The organism is Streptomyces sp. NPDC001868, from assembly GCF_040297125.1.
Lineage (GTDB): Bacteria > Actinomycetota > Actinomycetes > Streptomycetales > Streptomycetaceae > Streptomyces.
The window spans coordinates 1-21,638 of record NZ_JBEOYO010000090.1 but is presented as its reverse complement, the minus strand read 5'-3'; the positions used below and the strand labels follow the sequence as shown (position 1 = coordinate 21,638).

The window sequence follows — 21,638 nt, the reverse complement described above, 5'->3', positions numbered from 1 at the left end:
GAACTTCAGCTACTCCTCGCGGTCTGGACCGGCGCCTGCCCCACCTGTCACCGCGACATGCCACAACCGATACCGACCTGACCAAGCACTACTAGTGACTCGGGGGTTCTGGTTCGTTCGCGGGTGCGGGTCCGGTGGGGCTTCTCGCGCAGTTCCCCGCGCCCCTGAAAGATCAGGCCCTGCGGGCCTGAGAAGCACGGGGCGCAAGCCCCGGCTTTTCAGGGGCGCGGGGAACTGCGCGGCCGGCCCCCACCGGACCCGCGGCCGAAGAACCCACCTGGGCGGCAGCCCCGGGTACAGGGGCCGGCGGGGGCGGCACCCCGCATGGCTCGGTCGGCGGAGCCGTTAGGCTGGGGGCGTGGCAGTCGTCGATGTATCCGAAGAGCTGAAGTCCCTCTCCTCGACCATGGAGTCGATCGAGGCCGTTTTGGACCTCGACAAGCTGAGGGCAGACATCGCCGTGCTCGAGGAGCAGGCGGCGGCGCCGTCCCTCTGGGACAACCCGGACGAGGCGCAGAAGATCACCAGCAAGCTCTCCCACCTCCAGGCCGAGGTCAGGAAGGCGGAGGCGCTGCGTGGTCGTATCGACGATCTCGCGGTCCTCTTCGAGATGGCCGAGGAGGAGGACGACCCGGACACCCGCGCCGAGGCCGAGTCGGAGCTGACCTCCGTCCGCAAGGCGCTGGACGAGATGGAGGTCCGTACCCTCCTGTCCGGCGAGTACGACTCCCGTGAGGCCCTCGTCAACATCCGCGCCGAGGCCGGTGGCGTCGACGCCGCCGACTTCGCCGAGAAGCTGCAGCGGATGTATCTGCGCTGGGCGGAGCAGAAGGGCTACAAGACCGAGGTGTACGAGACCTCGTACGCGGAGGAGGCGGGCATCAAGTCCACCACCTTCGCCGTGCAGGTGCCGTACGCCTACGGCACGCTCTCCGTGGAGCAGGGCACGCACCGGCTCGTCCGTATCTCGCCGTTCGACAACCAGGGGCGGCGCCAGACCTCCTTCGCCGGTGTCGAGATCCTGCCCGTGGTCGAGACGACGGACCACATCGAGATCGACGAGTCCGAGCTGCGCGTGGACGTCTACCGGTCGTCCGGCCCCGGCGGTCAGGGCGTCAACACCACCGACTCCGCGGTGCGGCTGACCCACCTCCCCACGGGCATCGTCGTCTCCTGCCAGAACGAGCGGTCGCAGATCCAGAACAAGGCGTCCGCGATGAACGTCCTCCAGGCGAAGCTCCTCGACCGGCGCCGGCAGGAGGAGCAGGCCAAGATGGACGCGCTCAAGGGCGACGGCGGCAACTCCTGGGGCAACCAGATGCGTTCGTACGTCCTGCACCCGTACCAGATGGTCAAGGACCTCCGCACCGACCACGAAGTCGGTAACCCCGAGGCCGTGTTCAATGGCGAGATCGACGGCTTCCTGGAGGCCGGAATTCGCTGGCGCAAGCAGCAGGAGAAGTAGCGCGGCCGAATTCAGCGCTTTGTCGACAAGGCAACTGCCTTCCATCGGAAGGCAGTTGCCTTTTCTGTGTGGGGATGTCTGGGTCTTACGTCACACTCACATGTCGTTGCCGAGGTCAAATGCGGTGAACGGGACATCGCGTACGCAACGACCTTGACGTTGCTGGGAAAACTGGGAAGGGTGGCGTATGGCATGCGCATTACTGGGGCGCATGTGAACCGGGGGACTTCGACCCAACCGACTGCTCCCGTTGATCGCGGCCCCGGGCGCTCTGCTCCATTCACTGATGAGCTACTGGGGGTAGCAGCCATATGACGAAGAAGACGCGGATCCGCGTGGCGCGTATAGCCGCGGGGGCCGTGATCGCCGCCGGCGCTTCGCTGACCGCCGCGGGTGCCGCTTCAGCGCTCGACCTCGGCGTCGGCGTCGGTGTCAGCACCGACGACGGCGGTTCGGTCGAAGCCGGTGTCTCGGTCCAGACCGGCAACGACACCGAGGGCAACACCATCATCGGTGCCACCACCTCCGGCGGTACGACCACGGACGGTGGCACCACCACCGACGGCGGGACCACCACCGACGGCGGTACGACCACGGACGGTGGCACCACCACCGACGGCGGGACCACCACGGACGGTGGCGTCACGACCACCATCGGTGGCTCCACGACCGATGGCGGCACCACCACGGACGGTGGCACCACGACCGACGGTGGCACCACGACCGACGGCGGCACCACCACCGACGGCGGCACCACCACCGACGGCGGTTCCTCCTCCAACGGGACCTCCAACGGAACGTCCAACGGTTCGAACTCGGGCGGTTCGACCTCCAACGGGACCTCCAACGGTTCGAACTCGAGCGGGTCCACCTCCAACGGGTCCACCTCCAACGGTTCGACCGATGGCGGTTCGACCTCGGGCGGTTCCACCGACGGCGGTTCGACCTCCGGCGGCTCCACCGACGGTGGTTCCACCTCCGGTGGCACCACGCCCGACGGCGGCAACGACGAGTCCGTCCAGCAGGAGGGCTCCTCGGCCCTCACGGACACCGGCTCGGACGCCCAGGCCCAGGGCGCCGGCAGCGGCGAGCTGGCCGAGACGGGTGCCGCCGAGACCACGTTCCTGCTGGTCGGTGCCGCCACGATGATCGCCGGCGGTATCGGCTTCCGGCTGCTGCCCCGCCTGATGGTCGGCCGCGGCGCCGCCGCCTGACCGCTCGCGGTACGGCATAGCGACACCTGCCACACAGAGGTACGACGAAGGCCCGGGCAGCCAGCCCCGGGCCTTCGTCGTATGTCCGTGCCGCTTGTCCGTGCGGCTCTCACCGCTCTCGATGCCGGCCGGCGCCTATGCCGTCTGGTGCGCCAGCAGCGCCACCGCCGCTATCAGGATCGCCAGCAGGGCGATCAGGGTCATGGGGCTCAGGCTCGCGAAGGGGTTCTCCTGCTGGAGTCGCTCGCGGCTGGCCCGGCACACATGGCAGCGGCCCTCGGCGACGGGGGACGCGCAGTTCGCGCACACCAACCGGTCGTACGTCATGCGCCTCGCCCTCCTTGCAATGGCCTCACACATACCTCAACGCTTTGTGGAGCCGGACCGTTCCTCCCCACCACTGTGCCAGGTTCCTCCGGAGGTTGCGCGAGAGCCTCGGAAAGGGGTGCGTGCGGTTGCCGGGAGGCCGCGGGCCGGTGGGGGCCGGTCGCGCAGTTCCCCGCGCCCCCTGTGTTCGGGCTGCGCCCTCACCGGGGCCCGTGTACGGCGCGGTACAGTCTCGTCCATCCATTCCCGACGGCTTGTGGTGCATCCGTGATCCGATTCGACAACGTGTCCAAGGTCTACCCCAAGCAGACCCGCCCCGCACTCAGGGATGTGTCCCTGGAGGTCGAGAAGGGCGAGTTCGTGTTCCTCGTGGGGTCGTCCGGCTCCGGAAAGTCCACGTTCCTGCGGCTGATCCTGCGGGAGGAGCGGTGCAGCCAGGGGCAGGTGCACGTCCTCGGCAAGGATCTCGCGCGCCTGTCCAACTGGAAGGTGCCGCAGATGCGCCGCCAGCTCGGGACGGTGTTCCAGGACTTCCGGCTGCTGCCGAACAAGACGGTCGGCGAGAACGTCGCCTTCGCCCAGGAGGTCATCGGCAAGTCGCGCGGCGAGATCCGCAAGTCCGTGCCGCAGGTGCTGGAGCTGGTCGGCCTCGGCGGCAAGGAGGAGCGCATGCCGGGCGAACTGTCCGGTGGTGAGCAGCAGCGCGTGGCCATCGCGCGCGCCTTCGTGAACCGGCCCAAGCTCCTGATCGCGGACGAGCCCACCGGCAACCTCGACCCGCAGACCTCCGTCGGCATCATGAAGCTGCTCGACCGGATCAACCGGACGGGCACCACCGTGGTGATGGCGACCCACGACCAGAACATCGTGGACCAGATGCGCAAGCGCGTCATCGAGCTGGAGAAGGGCCGCCTCGTCCGCGACCAGGCGCGCGGCGTCTACGGCTACCAGCACTGACCGCACAGTCCACGGAAAGGCTCAGCGAGACGCCATGCGCGCCCAGTTCGTCCTCTCGGAGATCGGTGTCGGTCTCCGCCGCAACCTCACGATGACCTTCGCGGTCATCGTCTCCGTCGCCCTCTCCCTCGCCCTGTTCGGCGGATCGCTGTTGATGAGCGACCAGGTCAGCCAGATGAAGGGCTACTGGTACGACAAGGTCAACGTGTCGGTCTTCCTCTGCAACAAGAGCGACGCGGAGTCCGACCCCAACTGCGCCAAGGGCGCCGTCACGACCGAGCAGAAGAACCAGATCAAGTCCGATCTGAACAAGATGTCGGTCGTCGACAACGTCGCCTACGAGTCGCAGGACCAGGCGTACAAGCACTACAAAGAGCAGTTCGGCGACTCCCCGCTGGCCAGCAGCCTCACCCCGGACCAGATGCAGGAGTCGTACCGCATCAAGCTGAAGGACCCGGAGAAGTACCAGGTCATCGCGAGCGCCTTCAACGGCCGTGACGGTGTGCAGTCGGTCCAGGACCAGAAGGGCATCCTGGACAACCTGTTCCGGCTCCTCGGCTACCTGAACCTGGCGGCGCGCGGCGTGATGGCGGTCATGCTGGTGGTGGCGCTGCTGCTGATCGTCAACACGGTGCGTGTCTCGGCGTTCAGCCGTCGTCGTGAGATCGGCATCATGCGGCTGGTGGGCGCCTCGGGCTTCTACATCCAGGCGCCGTTCATCATGGAGGCCGCGGTCGCCGGGATCATCGGCGGCACGGTCGCCTGTGCCTTCCTGCTCCTCGGGCAGTACTTCGTGATCGACAACGGAGTGTCCCTGTCCACCAACCTGCCGTTGATCAATTTCGTCGGCTGGGACGCGGTCCTGGTGAAGCTGCCGCTCATCCTCACGGTGAGCTTCCTGATGCCGGCGTTGGCCGCGTTCGTCGCGCTGCGCAAGTACCTGAAGGTGTGACGCATGCCCCTGGGGGCCGTACCGGCAAGGGCCGGTGCGGCCCTTCGCGTTGTCCTAGACTCGCCGACATGTCAGGCCGCGACCTGTTCTCCCAGCCCCGCCGCATCGGCCGCGGGGCGGCCCTGACATTGGTCTTCGCGAGCGTGCTCGCCACGGGCGCCGCGACCGGCTCCTTCGACGACCAGCGGCGCGCGACGACGGCCGCCGTGACCCCCTCCCGCTCCGACCCGGCCGGCAGGGAGCAGGACGTCGCCGACGCCGCCGCCGAGGCCATGGCCGAGGGCGAGTCCCCCGTGGAGGCCGCCGAGCGGGCCGTCAGCCGCAGCGGCGACCGGTGGGGCGCGGTCTACTCCGAGGGCGAGTACGAGCAGTTCGAGGAGGCCCTCGACGGCGAGTACACCGGCGTCGGCCTCTGGGCCAGGCTGCGTCGCGACGGCCGTGTCGAGGTGACCCGGGTGCAGGACGGCTCTCCCGCCGCGGGCGCCGGGATCCGCGCGGGCGACCAGCTGGTCGGCGTCGACGGTGAGAAGGTCGCCGGGCGCCCGGTCACCGAGGTCGTCTCGTTACTGCGCGGCGACGCGATCGGTGGGGGGACCGAGGACAGCGACACTCCCGAGAGCGCGGCCGCCGGTACGAAGGTCTCGCTGGAGCTGAAGCGCTCCACCCGGACCTGGCACGCGACCCTGCGCCGGGCCCGGCTGTCCACCGAGGACGTGACCGTCAGCCGTACCGCCGGCGGGGTCGTCGTCGTCACGGTCGACGCCTTCACCAAGGGCTCCGGCGATCTCGTCCGGGCCGCCGTCGAGCAGTCCGCCGACGCCGCCGGTTTCGTCCTCGACCTCCGCGGCAACTCCGGCGGTCTGGTCTCCGAGGCCGTCACCGCCGCCTCCGCCTTCCTCGACGGCGGCCTCGTCGCCACGTACGACGTCAACGGCGAGCAGCGGGCCCTGCACGCGGAACCCGGCGGCGACACCGCCCGGCCCCTCGTCACGCTCGTCGACGGCGGCACGATGAGCGCGGCCGAGCTGCTCACCGGCGCCCTCCAGGACCGGGGCCGCGCGGTGGTCGTGGGCTCCCGCACCTTCGGCAAGGGCTCGGTGCAGATGCCGAGCCGCCTCCCCGGCGGCTCCGTCGCCGAACTGACCGTCGGCCACTACCGCACCCCCTCGGGGCGGGGCGTCGACGGCCGGGGCATCACCCCGGACCTGGAGGCGGACGACGACGCCCTCCAGCGGGCCGAGACGGTCCTCAGCGGGCTCGGACAGTAGCTTCCGCACCAGCCTCCGCACCGGTTCCGGAGCCCCTCCGCGTTCCCCTGGACGCCGCTCCCGTTAATCGGCTTCCCGCGGACCCCCTCCGTAGTGCGAAAATGGACGGCACTATGAGCAAGGGAATGTACGTACCGAAGGAGTCCCAGCCCAAGCAGGGCGGGACGGCCGCCAAGGGCCGGGACGGCGAGAAGGGCGGCAAGCGCAAGATCGTCGCCCAGAACAAGAAGGCCCGGCACGACTACGCGATCATCGACACCTACGAGGCCGGGCTCGTCCTCACCGGCACGGAGGTCAAGTCGCTGCGCGAGGGCCGGACCTCGCTGTCCGACGGCTTCGTCCAGATCGACCGGGGCGAGGCGTGGCTGCACAACGCCCACATCCCCGAGTACCACCAGGGCAGCTGGACCAACCACTCCGCGCGCCGCAAGCGGAAGCTGCTGCTGCACCGCGAGGAGATCGACAAGCTGGAGTCCAAGGCGCAGGAGACGGGTCACACGATCGTGCCCCTCGCCCTGTACTTCAAGGACGGCCGGGCGAAGGCGGAGATCGCGCTCGCACGGGGCAAGAAGGAGTACGACAAGCGGCAGACCCTGCGGGAACAGCAGGACCGGCGGGAGTCGGACCGCGCCATCGCGGCGGCGAAGCGGAAGCAGCGCGCCTAGCCACGGCCGGCGGCGCCACCGGGAATACGGTGGCACGCGCTCGCGTTGGTCACGTACGATGGCACCAACACCGGCCAGTCCGGTGTGAGCATTGAAAAAACAACATGGGGATGATCGGTTTCGACAGCGGATGTCGAAGCAGGGGAAGCGTGTCGAGGAAGCGGCCACGATCTCGTTAACCACAGGCCGAAACAAATAATCGCCAATTCCAACAGCGATTCTCCCAAGCAGCAGTTCTCCCTCGCCGCCTGATCTCAGGTAGCGAAGCGACTGCTCCTTACTCAAGGGAGTGTCAGCCCGGGGGTGTTCCCGACCCGGTTCCTGGCATCAGCTAGGGGACTAAACCTCGATCCCGGTCACGGGGTGAAGAGGGAAATCTAACAGTGACTGAGCCCGTCGGCGACTTGTTCGCGTGATCGCCGGGGCTGAGAAAATCACAGCGAACTGCACACGGAGAAGCCCTGATTCCACACCGTTGGACGCGGGTTCGATTCCCGCCATCTCCACAATTCCCATGTGGGCGAAGCCCCGCTGCGATACAGCAGCGGGGCTTCGCCATGTGCCCAGCCGGTCGGTCATCCGGTCACCCGGCGGGCCGTGCTCGCCCGTACGGTCAGCCGGGGCGCGAGCAGCGTGGCCTGGGGCACGGGGACGCCGGCCAGCTTCTTCATCAGCAGGGCCACCGCCCGCTCGCCCACCTCCGCCGACGGGATGGCGATCGAGGTGAGGGGCACGCGGAGGTTCGCCGCGAGGTCGTCCGGGCACAGGGCGGTGATCGACAGATCGGCCGGGACGCGCAGACCGAGGTGTTCGAACGCGTCGACGAGGGGCTCCAGGACCGCCTCGTTGTGGATGACCACACCCGTGAGGGCCGGTTGTTCGCGCAGGAGACGTTCCGCGACCGCGCGGGCCGCCGCCGGGGTGGCCTCGCAGGGGTGGACCGTGGAGGACATGCCGTTGCGGGTGGCGGCCGAGGTGAAGCCCTGGACGACGCGTTGGGCGAACGAGGTCCGGCGGACGTAGACCTCGGGCGGGGAACCGATCAGGCCCACCACACGGTGCCCCAGACCGGCCAGATGCTCCACGCACAGCTCGCCCGCCGTCCTGAAGTCCAGGTCGATGCAGGTCAGACCGGAGGGGTCGGCGGGGAAGCCGATCAGTACCGACGGGCGGTCCAGGGTGCGCAGCAACGGCAGCCTGGGGTCGTGGAGTTGGACGTCCATCACGATCAGCGCGTCCACCAGGGCCGTGTCCGTCACCCGCCGCAGACCGTCCTCGCCCTCCTCCTGCGTCAGCAGCAGGACGTCATGGTCGTGCGCGCGGGCCGTGGTGACCGCCGAGACCGCGAACCGCATGACCACCGGGACATTGATCCCGGCGCGTAAGGGCACCACCATCGCCAGTACGTTCGACTTGCTGCCGGCCAGGGCGCGGGCGCCCGCGTGCGGACGGTAGCCCAGCTCGCGGACGGCCGCCTCGACCCGCGCCCGTGTCTCCGCCGAGATCGGCCGCTTGCCGCTCAGGGCGTACGAGACGGTGCTGGGGGAGACGCCCGCGTGCCGGGCCACGTCCGTGATCTTCACCGTCACACCGGCCTCATTCCGTCAGGGGCCGACTCCCCGTCAGGGTCCGACTCCCCGTCCGGGTCCATGTCCTGGCCCAGGTTCATGTCCAGGTCCAGGTCCATCGTCAGAAAGCCCGTGCCCGCCGCCGCCCGGACCTCCCGGTCACCGGCCGCGAGCCCCCACGGCGCCCTCGGGTCGCCGCACGACGCCCGCAGCACGTTCCCCTCCCGTACGACCGTGAACGTCACCTCGCCCACCGGCACGGTGACCTGGGCCCCGTGCGCCAGGCCGTACGTGTGCAGGGTGACCCCGTCGGCGTGGTCGTAGTCCGGGCGGTCCGTCACCGCGCCGACCGGGACGACCGCGCCCGGCCGGACCAGGAGCGGCACACTGCCGAAGCCGTGGCGCTCGCGGACCCAGCGGGGGCCGGTGACCGTGCCGCCGTCCGGGAAACGGGTCCAGGTGCCCTCGGGGACGTAGTACGTGACATCGCCCTCGTCGCTGAAGACGGGGGCCACCAGGAGGTCGGGGCCGAGCATGTACTGGCGTTCCAGATGCGCGCAGCCCGGGTCGTCCGGGAACTCCAGCACCATCGCGCGCATCACCGGCACCCCCTCGGTGTGCGCCGTGCGCGCGGCCTCCTGGAGGTAGGGCATCAGGCTCAGCTTCAGCTGCGTGAACTTCCGCAGGACGTCCACCGATTCGTCGTCGAAGAGCCAGGGGACCCGGTACGACGACGAGCCGTGCAGTCGGCTGTGGGAGGACAGCAGGCCGAAGGCGATCCACCGTTTGAAGAGCGCGGGGGTCGGGGTGCCCTCGAAGCCGCCGATGTCATGGCTCCAGAACCCGAAGCCCGACAGCCCCAGCGACAGCCCGCCCCGCAGCGACTCCGCCATCGCCTCGTACGTCGACTCGCAGTCGCCGCCCCAGTGCACGGGAAAGCGCTGGCCGCCGACCGTCGCCGAGCGGGCGAAGAGCACCGCCTCGCCCTCGCCCCGGTGTTTGCGCAGGACGTCGAAGACCGTGCGGTTGTAGAGGTAGGTGTAGTAGTTGTGCATCCGCTCCGGGTCCGTGCCGTCGGACCAGGCCACGTCCAGGGGCACCCGCTCGCCGAAGTCGGTCTTGAAGCAGTCGACGCCCTGCGCGAGCAGCGCCTCCAGCTTGGACGCGTACCACTCACGGGCCGCCGGGCTGGTGAAGTCGACCAGCGCCATACCGGGCTGCCACAGGTCCCACTGCCAGACGCTGCCGTCGGGTCTGCGGAGCAGATGGCCGAGGGCCTTGCCCTCCGCGAAGAGCGGGGAGCGCTGGGCGATGTACGGATTGATCCAGACGGAGATCCGCAGGCCCCGGCGTCTGAGGCGGGCCAGCATGCCTTCCGGGTCCGGGAAGACCTTGGCATCCCAGGTGAAGTCGCACCACTGGAACTCGCGCATCCAGAAACAGTCGAAGTGGAAGACGGACAGGGGCAGCCGGCGCTCCCGCATGCCCTCGATGAAGGAGGTCACCGTCTCCTCGTCGTAGGACGTGGTGAAGGAGGTCGACAGCCACAGGCCGAACGACCAGGCGGGCGGGAGGGCCGGACGGCCGGTGAGGGCCGTGTACTTGCGGAGGATGTCCTTCGGGGTCGGGCCGTAGATGACGTAGTACGTCAACCGCTGGGTCTCCGCGCTGAACTGGACCCGTGACACGACCTCCGAGGCGACCTCGAAGGACACCTTGCCGGGGTGGTCGACGAAGACGCCGTAGCCCGCGTCGGTGAGATAGAACGGCACGTTCTTGTAGGCCTGTTCGGTGGCGGTGCCGCCGTCGGCGTTCCAGATGTCGACGACCTGGCCGTTCTTGACCAGCGGGCCGAAGCGTTCGCCGAGGCCGTACACCGAGGTGCCGACGCCGAGGTTGAGCTGTTCGCGGAGGTGGTGGGCGCCGGACGCCTCGCGCATGATGCCCATCGACTTGGGGCCGCTGGTGGTGAGGGTACGGCCGTGGGCGAGGAAGTCGACGTGCCAGGGGCCGGTGCGGGAGACACGGACCGACAGCTCTCCCGCGGTGAGGGTGGCGTGCTCGTCGTCGTAGGAGGTGTGGGGGGTGAACTCCTGTGTGGTCAGCTCGAATCGGGGACCGCGCGGCCGTTCGCCCTCGAAGTGGGTGAAGGTGACGCCGATGACGTCGGGCATCGGGGCGTGGGCGCTGATCGTCACGACCGGTCCCTTCAGCAGGTCGCCGCGGTGGCGGATGGGCCGGGTCGGGGCGTGCGCCTCCAGGACGCCGCCGTCCGTGGCGGTGACGTCGAGGACCTCGACCGGATGGGCCGCGGTGACGCCCTCGCGGAGCAGCCAGTAGCCGTCGGTGAACTTCATGTGGGGGATCTCCTTACCTCGTCGTGCCGGAGGCGGCCGGAGGCGGAGGGGTGTGGGCGTCACCGCCAGGTCGAAGGTCGGGGGCGAGGCTCGTGGGGCGAAGGTCGAGGGTGTAGTCGAAGCGATTCGACGTGTGATGTCGAAGCGCTTCGACGGAAGGTAGGGGAGGGGTGACGGGGCGTCAATGGGGTGGGCGGGAATTCGTTCGGGGTTCGGTGGGTCGAACGGTGAGGTGGTGGGAGGGGGAGTGGTGAAGTGATGCGTGGGTCAAGTGGTGGGGCGGCTCGCGGTCGTGTGCTGGGCCGTGGCGATCAGGAGTGCCGAGGCCGCCGCGGCCACGGGTACCGCGAAGCCCGCCGTGCCGGATCCCGGGCTGTGTTCGGCCACCCAGCCGCCCAGTGCCGAGCCGCCCGCTATCCCGGCGAGCAGGCCGGTGACGGCGAGGGTCATGCCCTCGTTCAACTGGCCCTCGGGGGTGCGGTGTTGGACGAGCGACATGGCGGTGACCATCGTGGGGGCGGTGGCCATGCCGGCGAGGAGGAGGGCCGGGGCGAGGAGCAGGAGCGAGCCGGTGGTCGTGGCGGCGAGCCAGGGGAGGGCCATCAGGGCGGTCATCGCGGCCAGGCAGCGGCGGAAGCGGGGTTCCGCGGGGCCCGTCACCCGCAGGGCGCCGTAGGTGAGGCCCGCCGCGCAGGAGCCGGCCGCCTGGAGGCCGAGGATCAGACCGGCCGCCGAGGCGTGGCCCCGGGCGTCCGCGTAGGCGATGGTGACGACCTCCAGGGAGCCGAAGACCGCGCCGGTGGCGAGGAAGACGGCCAGGAGGGACGGGATGCCGGGGCTGCGGAGGGGGGACCTCGTCGCCGTACGGCCGGTGGGGGGCGGTTCCGTGCCGCGCTGGGCGGTGAAGATCAGTACGCCGGTCATACAGAGGACGGCGCCGACGAGGGTGCCGGCCTCGGGGAACAGGGTGGTGCAGAGGAAGGCGGCCAGGACCGGGCCGAGCATGAAGCAGAGTTCGTCCGCCGCCTGTTCGAAGGAGTTGGCGGTGTGCAGGGCGGCCGGGTCGCCCTTCAGGAGGTGGGCCCAGCGGGCGCGGGACATACCGCCCGTGTTGGGGACGGTGGCGGTGGCCGCGTAGGAGGCGAAGAGGGTCCAGTCGGGGGCGTTCGTGTGGACGCAGACGATCAGGGAGAGGCTGCCGAGGGTGGCGAGGGCGGTGGCGGGGACGGCGATCCTGGCCTGGCCGTGGCGGTCCACGAGGCGGGCGGTCCAGGGGGCGACGAGGGCGGTCGCGGCGAGTCCCGTGGCGACCACCGCGCCGGCCAGGGCGTAGGAGTCCCGGGAGCCGGCGATCATGAGGATCGCGCTGATGCTGAACATGCCCATGGGGAGGCGGGCGATGAGGTTGCCGGCGGTGAAGCGGAGGGTGCCGGGTTTTTGGAAGAGGGCGCGGTACGGGGTGGTGGCGCCTGAGGGGGTGGGGGTGGGGGTGCGTCGGCGGGTGCGGGATCGTCGTGGCTGGTCGCGCAGTTCCCCGCGCCCCTTAGAAGCAGGGGCTTCGCCCCTTGAGCGGCGTCTCGCTGTGAGCATGGGTCAACCGTCGCTCGGCTCATGATCCACCGTCCAACACTTACTCCGTGGCCATTCACGCACCCCGGTTGTAAGTTCGCCGGATGTCCGTCGCCCCCTATGCCGTCGAGCCCCGGCTTCTTCGTGGCTTTCTCGCCGTGGCCGAGGAACTGCACTTCACCCGGGCCGCCGCTCGGCTCTATGTCGCTCAGCAGGCGCTCAGTCGGGATGTGCGGCGGCTGGAGCGGGAGTTGGGGGTGGAGTTGTTCGTGCGGAGTACTCGGCAGGTGGTGCTGACCGGGGACGGGGAGCGGCTGGTGCCCTATGCGCGGCGGGTGGTGGAGGCGCAGGAGGAGCTGGTGGCCGCGTTCCGGCAGGCGCGGCCCCTGCTGGTGGATCTGAACTCACCGGGGCTGGCCACGGGCACCCGGGTGCTGCGGCGGGCCCGGGAGATCGTGCCGGAGCTGGAGCTGATGGCACGGTACGAGAGCGGGCTGACGTACGCGGCCGCCGAGATGCTCGCGGGGCGGCTGGATGTGTCGTTCGGGAGGTTCGCGGGGCTCGAACCGGCGGTGCGGGCGCGGCTCGCGCAGCAGCCGGTGCGCTACGAGCCGATGACGGTGATCCTGCCCGAGGACCACCGGCTCGCCGGTCTGGACGCCGTACCGCTGGCGGAACTCGCCGGTGAGCGGGTGTACGCGGGCGCCGGGAATCCCCGTACGCCGGAGTGGACGGATCTGGCGCGGCGGCTGTTCGAGGGGCGGGGGATCGAGGTCGCGGCGCCCGCCCCGCTGGCCGTGGGGGAGGAGGAGTTCCGGCGGATCATGGCCAAGAGCAGGTCGCCCGTGCTCGCGGTGGTGGACTTCCCGCCCATGCCGGGCACGGTGGCGCGGCCCCTCGTCGACCCCGTACCGCTGTCGCCCGTCTCGCTGGTGTGGCGGAAGGGGCTCACGCATCCGGGGCTCGACGCGTTGCGGCGGGCCGCCGCCGAGTTGGCGCGGGCGGAAGTATGGCTATCAGATCCGAAGGACGGGTGGATTCCGGTCACAGATGCACTCATCATGATGACCTTCACCTGATATCACACACATACACATCTCTCCCACCCCTACATTCGGGGCCCGGGTGCGTGTGATGGGCGGATCGCCCCGGATCGGGTGGGGGCCCGGTCCGGTACAGGAAAGTGCGACAGCCCGGCATCGAACACGCGCCTTGAACGATCCCGTGGGGGGAAGTGCGTGCACGTCGAGAACTGGCCAGGCGGTATTCAGCCGAAGCGGACCGATGGCGAAGGTGAAGGCCTCGGTCGCGGCCGTGGTGGCAGCGGTAGTGGCTCCGGTGGCGGGGTGGTCTGGCCCGAGGCCGCCGACAGAACGGGTGCGGTGTCCCGGACGGACCGGGACTTCGGCGTGCCTCGGCAGCCGACCGCTTCCGGGGCTCCCGGGACCTCCGGGGCCATGGGTACGGCGGGATCGTCGGGTGTCGTCCCGGCGCCCTGGGAGCAGCCCGATCAGCCGGGCCGTAATCACGATCCGCACGAGGTGACCGTGCAACTCGACGGTGTGGGGCGCGAAGTGGACGAGGGACCGGGCAGGCACGCGGGCAACAACGGGGACGCGGCCGGTACCGGCCAGGACTCCGACGGACCGGTCTTCGTCGACGAGTCGGGCCGGCGCAGGAACCTCTACCGGCGGCTCGGTATCGCCGTCGGCACCGCCTGCGCGGCCTACGCCGTCGTCATCGTCGGCACCCTGGTCTCCGGAAACTCGGACGCGCCCTGGCTGCCGGTGCCGATGCAGAAGGACGACACGCCTGCGGGCAAGGTGGACACGCCTCCGCTGCCGGCCGAGTCGGACGACCGGTCCGACGAGGCCGACGGCTTCGTACCGGACGCGGGTCCGGGCGGGGGCCGTACGGGAGTGACGTCCTCGCCCTCCGGCAAGTCCCCGGCCGGGTCGTCGGGCAAGGCCAAGGAGCCGGAGAAGTCCGCCAGCGCCGAGCCGTCGGCCGGGGCCGGAGCCGGTGTGACGCCGAAGCCGAAGCCGAGCCCCGGTGTGAAGGACCCCGAGCCGTCCGCCTCCGCGTCCGAGCCGCCGAAGGTCGACCCCAGCCCCTCGGTCTCGCCGCCGCCCTCGCCCTCGCCGTCCGAGACCGGCGCCGCCCCCGGCCCCGCCCCGGACTCCGGCACGGACACCGTCGCCGACGGCCCCGCCTCCCCGGCGCCCGTCGAGCCGGCCCCGTCGACGCCGGAGAACTCGCAGGGTCCGCAGGAGCCGTCGAGCCCGCAGAACCCGCAGAACCCGGAGAGCCCCGCCTGATGACCCGCTCCAAGCGCGGCGGCACGCCCTCGCGTGCCGCCAACCGCCATACCCGCTCATCGAGTTCGGCGCCCGGCCCCGAGGGCGGCACGGCCGACAGCACAGCAGGAAGCACCGCAGGCGGCACCGTGGAGGGCGCGGCGGGAGGGGCCGCCGGCGGCACGGCGGACGGCACCTTGAAGCGCTCGCGGAAGAACCCCCGGAAGAGCCCGAAGAAGCGTTCCGTGCGGCGGCGGGTGCCGCTGCGCCAAGTGCTGCCCTGTGTGCTGCTCCTCGCCCTGATGGCCATGCTGATGCTCCGCGGATACGTGCACAGCGAGATCCTCGCGGACCACCGGGTCGGGCCGCGCGTGTCGGACGACAGGGTGCCGAAGAAGATACTGGAGGGCGGGCCCGTGATCGACACCCGCTCGGGCCGGCAGCTCAGCCTCGACGTCCCCGACCACGAGCTGGTCCTGACGTTCGACGACGGGCCGGACCCCACATGGACCCCCAAGGTCCTCGACATGCTGAAGAAGCACGACGCCAAGGCCGTCTTCTTCATCACCGGCACGATGGCCTCCCGCTACCCGGACCTGGTCCAGCGGATGGTCGACGAGGGTCACGAGATCGGCCTGCACACCTTCAACCACCCCGATCTGTCGCTCCAGTCCAAGGACCGCATCGACTGGGAGCTGTCCCAGAACCAGCTCGCGCTCGCGGGCGCCGCCGGCATCCGCACCTCGCTGTTCCGGCCGCCTTACTCCTCGTTCTCGGAGCGCATGGACAACCGGACCTGGCCGGTGACGCAGTACATCGGCAGCCGCGGCTACATCACCGTCGTCAGCGACACGGACAGCCAGGACTGGAAGCGGCCGGGCGTCGACGTGATCATCCGCCGGTCGACGCCGGAGAACGGTGACGGCGCGGTCGTGCTGATGCACGACTCCGGTGGCGACCGCTCGCAGACCGTCGCCGCGCTGGACCGTTACATCGTCCAACTCCAGGACAAAGGCTACAAGTTCGACACCCTGACCGGCGCCCTGAAGGCACCCAGCGCGCACACCCCGGTCACCGGCCTCGGCCTGCTGAAGGGCAAGGTCTGGGTCACGCTGGTGCAGGTCTCGGAGAAGACGACGAGCGTCCTCGTCGTCGCCCTCGCCGTCGTCGGCGTCCTCGTCCTCGCCCGCTTCGGACTGATGCTGATCCTGTCGATCGCGCACGCCCGCAAGGTCAGGCGACGCGGCTTCCGCTGGGGTCCGAACGGGCCCGTCACGGAACCGGTGTCGGTGCTCGTCCCGGCGTACAACGAGGCCAAGTGCATCGAGAAGACGGTCCGTTCACTGGTCGCGAGCGACCACCCCATCGAGGTGCTGGTCATCGACGACGGCTCCAGCGACGGCACGGCCGGCATCGTCGAGGAACTGGGCAAGGACCTGCCGGGCGTCCGCGTCGTACGGCAGCTCAACGCGGGCAAGCCCGCCGCCCTCAACCGGGGCATCGCCAACGCCCAGCACGAGATCATCGTCATGATGGACGGCGACACGGTCTTCGAACCGGCCACCGTCCGCGAACTGGTCCAGCCCTTCGCCGACCCCCGCGTCGGCGCGGTCGCGGGCAACGCCAAGGTCGGCAACCGGGACTCCATGATCGGGGCCTGGCAGCACATCGAGTATGTGATGGGCTTCAACCTCGACCGCCGGATGTACGACATCCTGCGCTGTATGCCGACGATCCCCGGCGCCGTCGGGGCGTTCCGGCGCGAGGCCCTCGAACGGGTCGGCGGGATGAGCGAGGACACCCTCGCCGAGGACACCGACATCACCATGGCCATGCACCGCGACGGCTGGCACGTCGTCTACGCGGAGAACGCGCGCGCCTGGACCGAGGCCCCGGAATCCGTCCAGCAGTTGTGGTCGCAGCGCTACCGCTGGTCGTACGGCACCATGCAGGCGATCTGGAAGCACCGGGGCTCGCTCTTCGACCGGGGCGCCTCCGGCCGCTTCGGGCGGGTGGGCCTGCCGCTGGTGTCGCTGTTCATGGTCGTGGCACCCCTGCTGGCCCCGCTCATCGACGTCTTCCTGCTCTACGGGCTGATCTTCGGGCCGACCGAGAAGACCATCGGCGCCTGGCTGGGCGTCCTGGCCGTCCAGGTGGTGTGCGCGGCCCTGGCGTTCCGTCTCGACAAGGAACGCATGACCCATCTGATCTCGCTGCCGCTCCAGCAGATCCTCTACCGCCAGCTCATGTACGTCGTCCTGCTGCAGTCGTGGATCACCGCCCTCACCGGCGGCCGGCTGCGCTGGCAGAAGCTGCGGCGGACGGGGGCGGTGGGGCTGCCGGGCGCGCCGGAGGGGGCGGCCGTGCCTCGGCAGGCGGCGGCGGAGCACCCGGGTGGGCGTTCGGGTGAGCCCTCGGGTGAGCGGAGGCCGGTCGGATGAGCACGCTCACCCAGGACCCCGCCCCGCGGACCCCGGCGGCGCCACCCGCGCCCGGCCGGGACCGGTACTTCGATCTGCTCCGGGCCCTCGCCCTCTTCCGGGTGGTCCTCTACCACCTCACCGGCTGGGCCTGGCTGCCACTCCTCTTCCCCTCCATGGGCGTGATGTTCGCGCTCGCCGGCAACCTCATGGCCCGCTCGCTGAAGCGCCCGGCGCTCGGTGTCGTCCGGGGCCGGCTCCGCCGGCTGCTGCCACCGGTGTGGCTGCTGGGTGTGGTGGGCGTGACGGGGATGGTGGCCCAGGGCTGGGGGCCGGACGCGGACGGGCACCCCGTCTGGTGGTGGTTCCACCTCACCTTCTGGATCCTCCCGGTCAGCGACCCGCCGTACGCCGAGGGCCTGCCCGGCGTCCAGGGCCTCATCGGCGCGGACTGGGCCGTGGAACTGGCCGGGCCGCTCTGGTACGTCCGCGCCTACCTCTGGTTCGTCGTCCTCTCCCCGCTGCTGCTCCGCGCGCTGCGGGCGGCTCCGGTGGTGACGGTCCTCGCGCCCGTCGCGCTGGCCGGGTTGTTCGGGCTGGGTCTGCTGGAGCTGCCGGGCGAGCGGTTCTCCTCCGGGCTGACGGACTTCAGCACCTTCGGCGCCTGCTGGATCCTCGGCATGGCCCACCAGGAGGGCATGCTCCAGCGGCTCCCCCGGTACATCGTCCCGTCCATCGCCCCCGCGATCGCCCTGGTCGGCCTCTGGTACGCCCTCAACCACGACTTCGGCGACGGCCACGACCTGGACAGCATGCCGCTCGCCCAGGCCCTGTGGTCCGTCGCCACCGTGGCACTGCTGCTGCACATCAGCCCGTCGTGGCGGGAGTGGCCGGACCGGCTGCGCCGCTGGGACGGGGCGATCGGTCTGCTCAACTCCCGCGCGGTGACGATCTACCTCTGGCACAACACCTGCATCCTGATCGCCGCGACCCAGTGGGACCGGCTGTGGAACGTGGCGTTCCTCGAACAGAACGTGCCCTGGCTGCTGGAGAGCGTCTGGCCCGTGCTGGTCGTGACCTGGCTGCTGATCGCCTGCTGTGTCGTCACGTTCGGCTGGGCGGAGGATCTGGCGGCCCGGCGCCGGCCCCGGTTGTGGCCGAGGAGTGCGGATCGTGCGGGGGCCGGGGGAAGGTCCTGACGCGGTCGGGCGGTTGCGTGCGCTCGGTCATGTATTGACCCCGTAACCAACCGGGATACGCACTTGCGTACGACTGACCGGGTGGTGGATGTTGGGCTCGCTCGAGGCAGGTGTTCCGCGCACGTCCTGCCTCGACGAAGCGACCCGAGGAGTGACACCCGCCGATGACTCAGCCTCCCGGCCAGCCGCCGTACGACGGGTACGGCGCCCAGCCGCCGCAGCAGCCGTACCCGGGGCCGTACACGCCCCCGCCGGCTCCGCCCGGCCAGGCGCCGGCCCCGGGCCAGGTCCCCGGCCAGCCGCCGAACCCGTACGCGACGGCTCCGCAGCCGCCGTACGGTTCGGCTCCGCAGCAGCCGTACGGGGCGCCGGGCATGCCGGGGGCGCCCGGGGCACCCAACTACGGTCCCCAGTACGGGGGTTACCCGCCCCCGCCGCCGCCCTCCGGCGGTAACGGGGGCAAAGTCGCGCTGATCATCGTGGCCGCCGTGGCGGCGCTCGCGGTCATCGGCGGAGGCGTCTTCCTCCTCACCAGCGACTCCGACGACACCGACACGGCCAAGCCCGGACAGAGCGTGTCGGCGCCGGCGAGCGAGTCCGCGAGCCCGACCGAGTCAGAGGACGTCACCGAGGAACCGTCGGACACACCCGACGGCGGTCTGGACGACGGCGGTTCGAGCGTCGCGCCCGCCCAGGGCGTCGAGGGCCAGTGGCAGGACGACGAGGCCCGCACCCTGACGATCGGCGCCGAGCAGACCACCGGCGAGGCCAAGGGCCAGCACCCGCTGTCCTACATCGACATGGTCGGCGGCAAGGGCATCATGACGGGCGTCGGCAAATACCGCGACGACAACAACTTCCGTATGGCCCTCACCCCCATGGCCTCGAAGGACGTCAGCGACGACGACATCACCTTCGCCACGGTCCGCCGCTCCGGCGACGACGTGATCATCACCTGGGAGGCCGGCGGCACGGACAGGCTCAGCTATGTGGGCGATGCGTCGAGCTGACCCCTCTTGAGGGCACACGGGTGGCCACCGAACTGATGTTGAAGCCCGCGTTGTCGACCAGGATGTCCGGGGCTATCGGCTCGCCCAGTTCTTCGAGACCGGCGTCGAAGCGCTCGTAGAACACGGCGACGAGCGCGCCGTCCGCGGCCGGACGACAGGCGGTGGCCCGGCCGATGCCGCGCCACGCGCCTGTGAGCAGAGCCGTTCTGCCCTTCAGCGCAGCCCTTGTCTTCCCCCGTGTTCCCTGTGGCAGCGGTGTCTCCATCGGACCCGTGAGGAAGTTTCCCGTACGGCCTCGTGCGAAGGGGCGTGGGCCGGCGTACTCGACGAGTTCTCTCCTGCCCGGTTGAAAAAACCGCATGACCGGTTTAATAATGACCAGGTGGTGTTCTCGTCACCCGACATCCTCAGGCCCGCATCCGTGCGGCTCGACCCAAGGTGGTCCCAGTGGCCTTTCGGCATGTGCGTCTGATCGCGGTGAACATCGACGGGGTTCTGCTGAACGACACCTTCAGTCCGGTCTTCCACCGGTTCGTGGTCAGTCGTGGCGGCGCCTACACCGCCGAACTGGAGCGGACCGTGCTGTCGCAGTCGCAACTCCGGGCCGCCGCGGCACTGGGCGGGCCGGGGTCGGTGCCCGAGGAGGTCGTGGAGGCGTACTTCCAGGAGCGGGACGAGTACCTCAGGGAGCATCCCGTGCGGGTCCTTCCGGGTGCCGACGGGCTGCTTGAGCGGCTGCGCGCCACCGGGGCGTCCCTGGTGTGCTACGGCGGCCTGGAGCGGGCCCACTTCGACCGGTATCTGGCCCCGTTCGCCGCGTACTTCGACGGCCCCGGTTACGTGTGCACCAACGGATTCCGTCCCGGGGTACGGGAGATCGCCGAGGACGTCTTCGGACTGCCCTGCGACGAGACGCTGTTCATCGACGACGTGGCGCGTGTGGCCGAGGTCGCTCGGACGTTGGGAGCGGCCTTCATCGGGCATCCGACCACCTACGTCCACAGCTTCCAGCGGCAGTTGATGCACGAGGCCGGGGTGCGGCACGTGGTCGGGTCGCTCGACGGGATCGACGAATCGCTGCTGAGGACCGTGGACGCCGAGGCCGCGGCCGGCCGACTGCGGCTCGCGAGTGCCGGGCGGGCCGACCGCCGTGTCCCCGCGGTGGTGTGACGCGGCGGGGAAGCGAGAACCGACCAACTACGGAAACCAGCACTCCGGATGCTTTTGTGTGCTTCGCGGTTTCCTCTGCCGCGGAGGGTGCGCGAGGCCCGGGAAGGCACCGCTGCGACCCACTTGACCAGCATGGTTGCGCTGCTGAGAGGAGGGTGCGGGCATCAGGGGCCGTCGGGCGGGGGGAGGAAGAATCGCCGGTAGCGCTGGTGAAGACCTTGGCCGACGAGTACAGTACCTTCTAGACGGTTTTTTCTTCGCTGACGCGTGTCACGCTGCGAAGGAGGCTCGAAGGAAGGGGAGATTCAGTGGCCCAGCAAAAGCGAGCGGTCGAGACGCGGCGTGCCGTACTGGAGGCCGCCGCCGCGGTTTTCGCGGATCACGGGTACACGGCGGCGACGGTCGCGGACATCCTCCAGGTCGCGGGAGTGACCAAGGGCGCGCTCTACTTCCACTTCGATTCGAAGGAAGCGCTGGCCCGAGGGGTTCTGGAGGTCCAGACCGACCAGCCCCCGCCCGAACATGAGATCAAGCTCCAGGAGATGGTGGACCTCGTCATGACGGTGGCCCACCGGCTGCCGCTCGATCCCGTTCTGCGGGCCGGGGCCCGGCTCTCCGCGGACCCCACCGGCCGCAAGCATTACGGGAGCGCCTGGCCGCTGTGGGTCGACGTGTTGACCGAGATCGTGACCCGAGCCCACGAACGCGGCGAGACCCTGTCGCACGTGGTGCCGCGCGAGGTCGCCGAACTGGTGGTCGGCACGTTCTACGGGGTGCAGCTCTATTCCCAGTTGGAGACCAACCTGGCGGACGTCGAGCATCGGATCTCGGTGCTGCTGCAGCACCTGCTGCCCTCCATCGCCTCGCCCGCGGTGCTGATGCGTCTGGACGTCGCCGCGGACCGCGGGGAACGCCTCGTCCGTGAAGCGGCGACCCTCGTACCCACCTCGGTCTGACGCGCCCGGTAGCGACCCGCCGCACGTCGGCTGCTGTCGGGCGCCGCGCTGAAACGCAGGTCAGAGTGGGTGCCGGGTGCCTGGTGCCTGGTGCCTGGTGGTGTGTGGGGTCGTGGCGGTGACTGAGGCGACTCGGGTTCGGGCAGCCATGCGCGTCTCGAATCCCGCACGACGACACGAAGCCGGTCCGGAGAGCGGCCAGGGCGTCCCCGCCCTCGTCCGGACCCGTGCCACGGGTCCGGAC

The 21,638-nt window shown here is 70.2% G+C and carries 18 protein-coding genes and 1 other RNA gene; 14 read left to right on the top strand and 5 right to left on the bottom strand.

Translation table 11 applies throughout. The features are described from left to right. Window positions 1–358 precede the first annotated feature (358 nt). Both prfB and ABT147_RS45265 read left to right on the top strand, forming a co-directional pair. The gene (gene prfB / locus ABT147_RS45270) at window positions 359–1,465 is read left to right on the top strand and encodes a peptide chain release factor 2 (RefSeq protein ID WP_351417963.1); all 1,107 of its coding nucleotides are present in this window, start codon (window positions 359–361) and stop codon (window positions 1,463–1,465) included. Window positions 1,466–1,776: 311 nt separating this feature from the next. After that, entirely contained in the window at window positions 1,777–2,679 is a 903-nt protein-coding gene (locus ABT147_RS45265) for a hypothetical protein (protein WP_351417961.1), read from the top strand. A 135-nt stretch (window positions 2,680–2,814) separates the two neighbouring features. Here the strand turns inward: ABT147_RS45265 and ABT147_RS45260 are convergent, their stop codons facing one another. Further along, window positions 2,815–3,006: a hypothetical protein gene (locus ABT147_RS45260; RefSeq protein WP_005486830.1), complete on the bottom strand. Its 192-nt coding sequence runs from the start codon at window positions 3,004–3,006 to the stop codon at window positions 2,815–2,817. 267 nt (window positions 3,007–3,273) lie between these two features. Between ABT147_RS45260 and ftsE the strand changes: the two genes are divergently transcribed. The 5 genes from ftsE to ssrA all read left to right on the top strand — a co-directional run bounded on the left by ftsE (window position 3,274) and on the right by ssrA (window position 7,357). Then, entirely contained in the window at window positions 3,274–3,963 is a 690-nt protein-coding gene (ftsE, locus tag ABT147_RS45255; RefSeq protein WP_009320785.1) for a cell division ATP-binding protein FtsE, read from the top strand. 34 nt (window positions 3,964–3,997) lie between these two features. Then, window positions 3,998–4,915, top strand: a complete 918-nt coding sequence (ftsX, locus tag ABT147_RS45250; protein ID WP_351417958.1) for a permease-like cell division protein FtsX — start codon at window positions 3,998–4,000, stop codon at window positions 4,913–4,915. A 68-nt stretch (window positions 4,916–4,983) separates the two neighbouring features. Further along, on the top strand, window positions 4,984–6,183 hold the full coding sequence (locus tag ABT147_RS45245) for a S41 family peptidase (protein ID WP_351417955.1): 1,200 nt from the start codon (window positions 4,984–4,986) through the stop codon (window positions 6,181–6,183). A gap of 125 nt (window positions 6,184–6,308) precedes the next feature. Continuing rightward, a complete protein-coding gene (gene smpB / locus ABT147_RS45240) occupies window positions 6,309–6,848 on the top strand; it encodes an SsrA-binding protein SmpB (protein WP_351417966.1) in 540 nt (179 codons plus the stop codon). A gap of 106 nt (window positions 6,849–6,954) precedes the next feature. Further along, window positions 6,955–7,357: a transfer-messenger RNA gene (gene ssrA, locus ABT147_RS45235) on the top strand. A gap of 66 nt (window positions 7,358–7,423) precedes the next feature. On the opposite strand, the gene ABT147_RS45230 is transcribed toward ssrA, so the two are convergent. The 3 genes from ABT147_RS45230 to ABT147_RS45220 form a co-directional block, all read right to left on the bottom strand. Beyond that, window positions 7,424–8,437 (bottom strand): LacI family DNA-binding transcriptional regulator, encoded by a 1,014-nt coding sequence (locus tag ABT147_RS45230; RefSeq protein WP_351417953.1) that lies wholly within the window; start codon window positions 8,435–8,437, stop codon window positions 7,424–7,426. After that, the gene (yicI, locus tag ABT147_RS45225) at window positions 8,434–10,773 is read right to left on the bottom strand and encodes an alpha-xylosidase (protein ID WP_351417950.1); all 2,340 of its coding nucleotides are present in this window, start codon (window positions 10,771–10,773) and stop codon (window positions 8,434–8,436) included. Before yicI ends, ABT147_RS45230 begins: the two co-directional genes overlap by 4 nt. 267 nt (window positions 10,774–11,040) lie before the next feature. Continuing rightward, the gene (locus ABT147_RS45220; protein WP_351417948.1) at window positions 11,041–12,363 is read right to left on the bottom strand and encodes an MFS transporter; all 1,323 of its coding nucleotides are present in this window, start codon (window positions 12,361–12,363) and stop codon (window positions 11,041–11,043) included. Window positions 12,364–12,446: 83 nt separating this feature from the next. On the opposite strand from ABT147_RS45220, the gene ABT147_RS45215 reads away from it, so the two are divergent. From ABT147_RS45215 to ABT147_RS45195, 5 genes are all read left to right on the top strand, one after another. Further along, window positions 12,447–13,421, top strand: a complete 975-nt coding sequence (locus ABT147_RS45215; RefSeq protein WP_351417946.1) for a LysR family transcriptional regulator — start codon at window positions 12,447–12,449, stop codon at window positions 13,419–13,421. 378 nt (window positions 13,422–13,799) lie between these two features. Continuing rightward, the gene (locus ABT147_RS45210; RefSeq protein ID WP_351417944.1) at window positions 13,800–14,660 is read left to right on the top strand and encodes a hypothetical protein; all 861 of its coding nucleotides are present in this window, start codon (window positions 13,800–13,802) and stop codon (window positions 14,658–14,660) included. Then, window positions 14,660–17,080: a bifunctional polysaccharide deacetylase/glycosyltransferase family 2 protein gene (locus ABT147_RS45205; protein ID WP_351417941.1), complete on the top strand. Its 2,421-nt coding sequence runs from the start codon at window positions 14,660–14,662 to the stop codon at window positions 17,078–17,080. Before ABT147_RS45210 ends, ABT147_RS45205 begins: the two co-directional genes overlap by 1 nt. Then, the gene (locus tag ABT147_RS45200) at window positions 17,077–18,258 is read left to right on the top strand and encodes an acyltransferase family protein (protein WP_351417939.1); all 1,182 of its coding nucleotides are present in this window, start codon (window positions 17,077–17,079) and stop codon (window positions 18,256–18,258) included. Before ABT147_RS45205 ends, ABT147_RS45200 begins: the two co-directional genes overlap by 4 nt. Before the next feature lie 164 nt (window positions 18,259–18,422). Then, window positions 18,423–19,268 (top strand): hypothetical protein, encoded by an 846-nt coding sequence (locus ABT147_RS45195; protein ID WP_351417937.1) that lies wholly within the window; start codon window positions 18,423–18,425, stop codon window positions 19,266–19,268. Here the strand turns inward: ABT147_RS45195 and ABT147_RS45190 are convergent. After that, entirely contained in the window at window positions 19,240–19,533 is a 294-nt protein-coding gene (locus ABT147_RS45190; RefSeq protein ID WP_351417935.1) for a hypothetical protein, read from the bottom strand. The genes ABT147_RS45195 and ABT147_RS45190 overlap by 29 nt on opposite strands. Window positions 19,534–19,715: 182 nt before the next feature. Here ABT147_RS45190 and ABT147_RS45185 point away from each other — a divergent pair, with 182 nt between their 5' ends. Both ABT147_RS45185 and ABT147_RS45180 read left to right on the top strand, forming a co-directional pair. Further along, window positions 19,716–20,438, top strand: a complete 723-nt coding sequence (locus ABT147_RS45185; protein WP_351417932.1) for an HAD family phosphatase — start codon at window positions 19,716–19,718, stop codon at window positions 20,436–20,438. Window positions 20,439–20,746: 308 nt separating this feature from the next. Next, entirely contained in the window at window positions 20,747–21,394 is a 648-nt protein-coding gene (locus ABT147_RS45180) for a ScbR family autoregulator-binding transcription factor (RefSeq protein WP_351417930.1), read from the top strand. The last annotated feature ends 244 nt before the right edge of the window (window positions 21,395–21,638 follow it).